A 5,067-nucleotide genomic window follows, 5' to 3' on the forward strand; every position below is an offset into this window, starting at 1 on the left:
TAGCCCGAGATGTAGCCCTTGTCGAAGCGCATGCCCTCGGTGAGCTCGAGCTGCAGGCCGAAGGTGTTGGACTCCTCGACCGTGATGACGCCCTCGTTGCCGACCTTGTCCATGGCCTCGGCGATCAAGTCACCGATGGTCTGGTCACCGGCCGAAATGCCCGCGGTGGCAGCGATCTGCTCCTTGGTCTCGACCTCCTTGGCAGACGCCAGCAGCGTCTCGGTGATCTTCTCGACGGCTTTCTCGATGCCGCGCTTCAGGCCCAACGGGTTGGCGCCGGCAGCGACGTTGCGCAGGCCCTCGCGGACCAGCGCCTGAGCGAGCACGGTGGCGGTGGTGGTGCCGTCACCCGCGACGTCGTCAGTCTTCTTGGCGACTTCCTTGACCAGCTCGGCGCCGATCTTCTCGTAGGGGTCCTCCAGCTCGATCTCCTTGGCGATGGACACACCGTCGTTGGTGATCGTGGGGGCGCCCCACTTCTTCTCAAGGACGACGTTGCGGCCCTTGGGGCCCAACGTCACCTTTACCGCGTCGGCGAGGCTGTTCAGGCCCCGCTCGAGGCCGCGACGGGCCTCTTCGTCATACGCAATTGTCTTGGCCATTGCGAAGTGATTCCTCCGGATTGGGGATGGCACGTTTGTTGGTCGGGTTCAGTGCCCGCGACGGACGGCTGGGGTGTGCTCCCGCAGGCGCGGCCCCTGCCTCACCGGCCCGACCTAGCACTCACCGATCGCGAGTGCCAATGTCATTTCTAGCACTCGACCATGGTGAGTGCAAGATTGCCTAGGAGGTCCGCAACCCGTCCAGGACGACCTCCACGAGCCGGGCCGCCGCGTCGGGCTTGTACGCCTGCATCGCCTGGGCTCCGACCAGAATCGTCTTGACGTCGCGCACGTCGACGTCGCGCCGCACCGTGCCCGCCTTCTGCGCGGCCCGCAGCAGCTCGCCCAGCAGCCCCAAGAATGCCTCCTCGAGGTCGGGTACCGCGTCCTCGATCTTGATTCCGACCCCGGCGAGCGCCTCGGCAAGACCGCGGTCGGTCGCACCCCACAGCACGACCGCCCGCAAGAAGGTGAACAGCGCCTCCCCCGGATCTCCAGAGGCCAGCACGCCGCGGCCGTCCTCGACGATGCCGTTGATGCGGTCATCGATGACCGCCCGGAAGAGGTCGTCCTTGGTGGGGAAATGCCGGTAGACGGTGCCTGCGCCGACGCCGGCCCGCCGGGCGATCTCGTCGATCGGCACGGACAGCCCCTCGGCCGCGAAGGCGTCGTAGGCGACCTCGAGTACGCGGGCGCGGTTGCGGGCCGCGTCCGCGCGCAGGGGCCGGTCGGGTTGAGCCATTCACACCTCGGGAATAGTTAAGCGGGGCGGGCGTTCCGTATGGTCGTAACCAAACGGGGCGTCTGCTCCGTTTAACACTCTACCGAGGAGAACCAATGTCCAAGTGGACATCCGCCGACATTCCCGACCAGACCGGCCGCGTCGCCGTCATCACCGGCGCCAACACGGGGCTGGGCTACGAGACCGCCGCCGCGCTCGCGGCCAAGGGCGCGCACGTCGTGCTCGCCGTCCGCAACCTCGACAAGGGCAAGGACGCCGCGCTCCGCATCGCGCAGGCCACCCCGGGCGCCAAGGTCGAACTGCAGGAGCTCGACCTGACGTCGCTCGACTCGGTTCGTTCGGCCGCCGAACAGCTGAAGTCGGACCACGACTCCATCGACCTGCTAATCAACAACGCCGGAGTGATGTTCACGCCGAAGTCGACGACCAAGGACGGCTTCGAATTGCAGTTCGGCACGAATCATCTGGGCCACTTCGCGTTCACCGGCCTGTTGCTCGACCGCGTGCTCGCCGCACCTGGATCGCGCGTGGTCACCGTCAGCAGCGTCGGACACCGCTTCGCCCGTCAAGGAATCCGCTTCGACGACCTCCAGTGGGACCGCGATTACAGCCGCGTTGGCGCCTACGGGCAGGCCAAGCTGGCCAACCTGCTCTTCACCTATGAACTGCAGCGCCGCCTCGCCGGCACGCAGACCATCGCCACCGCAGCTCACCCCGGCGGATCGAGAACCGAACTGACCCGCAACCTGCCGCCGCTGGTCGGCGCGTTGACACGACTGGTCGAGCCCCTCTTCCAGGACCCCGACATGGGCGCCCTCCCCTCGCTGCGGGCGGCCACCGACCCCGGCGTGCAGGGCGGGCAGTACTACGGCCCCGACGGCTTCGGCGAACAACGCGGCTACCCGAAGGTCGTGTCGTCCAGCGCGCCATCGCACGACGTCGACGCACAGCGTCGGCTGTGGGCGGTCTCGGAGGAACTGACTCAGGTGGTCTATCCCCTCGGGTGACGCGGCCCTAGGCTCGTACCCGTGTCGCTCGTCGTGCCGCCCCATCCCCCGGCCCGCTACACAAAGGACGACCCCGAGGTCAGCGCGTGGCTGCGCCGCGGCGACCAACCGCCGGACTACGACTCCTTCGGCCTGGTGAAGTACCACTACCTGGCCAACCAGGACGAGACCGGCGGCGACTACGGCCTGTACCGCGTCGAGCTCGCAGCGAAGGCAGGCGGGCCGGGCCCGCACTTTCACCGGGCGATCTCGGAGGCGTTCTTCGTGCTGTCGGGGGCGATTAAGCTCTACGACGGCACCGATTGGATCGACGGCGCCCAGGGCGACTTCCTCTACGTCCCACCGGGCGGCGTGCACGGTTTCCGCAACGAGGCCGACGACCCCGCGTCGATCCTCATGCTGTTCGCCCCCGGTGCACCACGGGAGCACTACTTCGAGGGTCTCGCGCAGCTCCACGAGTTGACCGACGACGAGCGCCGCGCTTGGTTCGTCGCCAACGACAACTACTTCGTCTGAGCGCCCTCGGTCACTGAACCGAAGGGCCATCGAGCGGGACGAACTGCCACCCGGCCTCCTGCAGCGCAGGGATGGCGGCACTGACCCCGGCGGCGGTCCCCGACCCGGGGTGGTTCATGTGGGCCAGCACGATCGAGCCCGGCGCCGCCCGGGTGATCGCGGCGCCCACCGCAGCGGCCGGGGACGTCGCGCCGTTGTCGGCGTTGACGGCGAACCCGACGGGTGTCAGGCCGAGGTCGTGGACGATCTGCACCCCGACCTCGTCGTAGTGCGCGGTGCCGGTGCGGAAGTAGATCGGTGGCGTGCCGGTCAGCGCCGTGAGCCGGGTCTGGTTGGTCCAGACTTCGTCGACCGCCTCGCTCGCGGACTTCGTTCCGGCGATGCCATAGGCCGAGCGTCCAGTCACCGACAGTGGAATGTGCCGCGTGCCGTGGTTTCCAATCGCGAACAGTGGATTCGCGGCCAGTTGCTCGGTCCGGCCGGGGTTCGCGTCGATCCACTTCGAACACACGAACAGCAGGGCCGGAACGGCGTTGCGTTCCAGTGTGTTCAGCAACGAGTCGTCGCACGCCCGATCGCACGCGTCGAAGGTCAGCGCGAGTTGACGTCCCGACGGGTTGAACGTCGTCATGATCCCGGGCAACGACATGCCCCACTGGGTGGGCTGGCGATCGGCGTCGCGCGCGGCCACCGCACTGGGATCGACGCCCAACGCGGCCAGCGCGGTCGGGAGCCGGACGCCGGTGCCCAGCGCGGCGGCCGCACCCGCCAGCGCCGCCAAGAACATCCGCCGAGTGGGCATGCGCGCACGTTAGGCGCCGATCCTGACGACACCTTGACAACGGGTTGGCAAACCTCTGGAAGGAGGCCCGGCTCGGGCACGGCGCGAAATCCCCGGTCCGCTCGCATCATTGGACGAGCCGCGCTGCCAGATACGGCGCCGTGCGGCTCTCTGCCACCAGGGCCACCTCCGCCGGAGTTCCTGACGCGACGACGCGGCCGCCTGCGTCGCCCGCACCTGGCCCGAGATCGATGACCCAATCCGAGCCTGCCACCAGCCGCATGTCGTGCTCGGCCACCACGACGGTGTTGCCCGCGTCGACGAGGCGGTGCAGCTGACGATCGAGCAGATCGACGTCGGCGGGATGCAGGCCGGTGGTGGGCTCGTCGAGGACGTAGAGGGTGTGCCCACGGCGGGGCCGTTGCAACTCCGAGGCCAGCTTGATCCGCTGGGCCTCGCCACCGGAGAGCTCGGTCGCAGGCTGCCCGAGGCGCAGATACCCCAACCCGACTTCCTGCAGCGTCGTCAGACTCCGGGCCGCGCCCGCGTTGTCGGCGAAGAACTCCGCGGCCTCGTCGACGGTCATCGCGAGCACGTCGGCGATGGTGCGGTCGCGGTAGCGCACCGTGAGGGTGTCTTCGTTGTAGCGGGCGCCGTGGCACGTCGGGCACGCGCCGTAGGTGCCCGGCAGGAACAGCAGTTCCACGGACACGAAGCCCTCGCCCTGGCAGGTGGGACACCGCCCGTCGGCGACGTTGAAGGAGAACCGCCCCGCGGTCCAGCCTCGCCGCTTGGCCGCAGGAGTCGCGGCGAAGACGCGCCGGACGGCGTCGAACAATCCCGTGTAGGTCGCTAGCGTCGAGCGCGGGGTCCGGCCGATCGGGCGCTGATCGACGGCGACCAGCCGGTTGATCTGCTCGACGCCGTCTGCCGTCACGCCGATGCTCGCGTCGTGATCGAGGTCGACGATCTCGGCGTCGCCGTCGTCGCCGTCGGTCTCCGGGTCGACCGCGCCGCCGCCCAACTGGCGCGTGACGACGTCGCCGAGCACCTTGTAGACCAGCGTCGACTTGCCAGAGCCGGAGACGCCGGTGACCGCGGTGTACACGCCGAGCGGGATGTCGACGTCGAGATCGCGCAGGTTGTGGAAGCGGATGCCCCGCAACGCCACGATGCCCGACGGGTGGCGCGGCGAGCGGGCGGCGGGCGCCTGGTCACCGAACAGATAGTCGCGGGTGACGGATGTGGTCACGTCGGCAAGGCCGGGTACGGGCCCGCTGTAGAGCACCTCTCCACCAAGCTCGCCTGCGCCGGGCCCGACGTCGACGATCCAGTCGGCGCGGCGCACCACGTCCATGTCGTGTTCGACGACGAACAGCGAGTTACCCGCCCGCCGAAGTCGATCGAGCACGTCGAGCA

The 5,067-nt window shown here is 68.8% G+C and carries 6 protein-coding genes; 2 read left to right on the forward strand and 4 right to left on the reverse strand.

Translation table 11 applies throughout. The features are described from left to right. A partial coding sequence (locus tag QOC69_RS22325) for a TCP-1/cpn60 chaperonin family protein (protein ID WP_526443653.1) occupies positions 1 to 602 on the reverse strand: 602 nt, incomplete at its 3' end. A gap of 181 nt (positions 603 to 783) precedes the next feature. Beyond that, positions 784 to 1,344 (reverse strand): TetR/AcrR family transcriptional regulator, encoded by a 561-nt coding sequence (locus QOC69_RS22330; RefSeq protein ID WP_526443655.1) that lies wholly within the window; start codon positions 1,342 to 1,344, stop codon positions 784 to 786. A 95-nt stretch (positions 1,345 to 1,439) separates the two neighbouring features. On the opposite strand from QOC69_RS22330, the gene QOC69_RS22335 reads away from it, so the two are divergent. Further along, on the forward strand, positions 1,440 to 2,351 hold the full coding sequence (locus tag QOC69_RS22335) for an SDR family oxidoreductase (RefSeq protein WP_526443657.1): 912 nt from the start codon (positions 1,440 to 1,442) through the stop codon (positions 2,349 to 2,351). Positions 2,352 to 2,372: 21 nt separating this feature from the next. Beyond that, complete coding sequence (locus QOC69_RS22340) at positions 2,373 to 2,867, forward strand: cupin domain-containing protein (protein WP_526443659.1); 495 nt, start codon at positions 2,373 to 2,375, stop codon at positions 2,865 to 2,867. 10 nt (positions 2,868 to 2,877) lie between these two features. Here the strand turns inward: QOC69_RS22340 and QOC69_RS22345 are convergent, their stop codons facing one another. Next, positions 2,878 to 3,669 carry a polysaccharide deacetylase family protein gene (locus QOC69_RS22345; RefSeq protein WP_526443661.1) on the reverse strand — a complete coding sequence of 264 codons (792 nt, stop codon included), beginning with the start codon at positions 3,667 to 3,669 and terminating at the stop codon, positions 2,878 to 2,880. Positions 3,670 to 3,775: 106 nt separating this feature from the next. Further along, the coding region (locus QOC69_RS22350) for an excinuclease ABC subunit UvrA (protein ID WP_526443663.1) at positions 3,776 to 5,067 on the reverse strand (1,292 nt) is incomplete at its 5' end.

This window comes from Mycobacterium sp. (assembly GCF_032162105.1).
Lineage (GTDB): Bacteria > Actinomycetota > Actinomycetes > Mycobacteriales > Mycobacteriaceae > Mycobacterium.

Excerpts from the sequence above, each read along its gene's own strand:
- QOC69_RS22330 (WP_526443655.1), bottom strand. The coding sequence starts at position 1,344 with ATGGCTCAACCCGACCGGCCCCTGCGCGCGGACGCGGCCCGCAACCGC.
- QOC69_RS22335 (WP_526443657.1), top strand. The coding sequence starts at position 1,440 with ATGTCCAAGTGGACATCCGCCGACATTCCCGACCAGACCGGCCGCGTC.
- QOC69_RS22345 (WP_526443661.1), bottom strand. The coding sequence starts at position 3,669 with ATGCCCACTCGGCGGATGTTCTTGGCGGCGCTGGCGGGTGCGGCCGCC.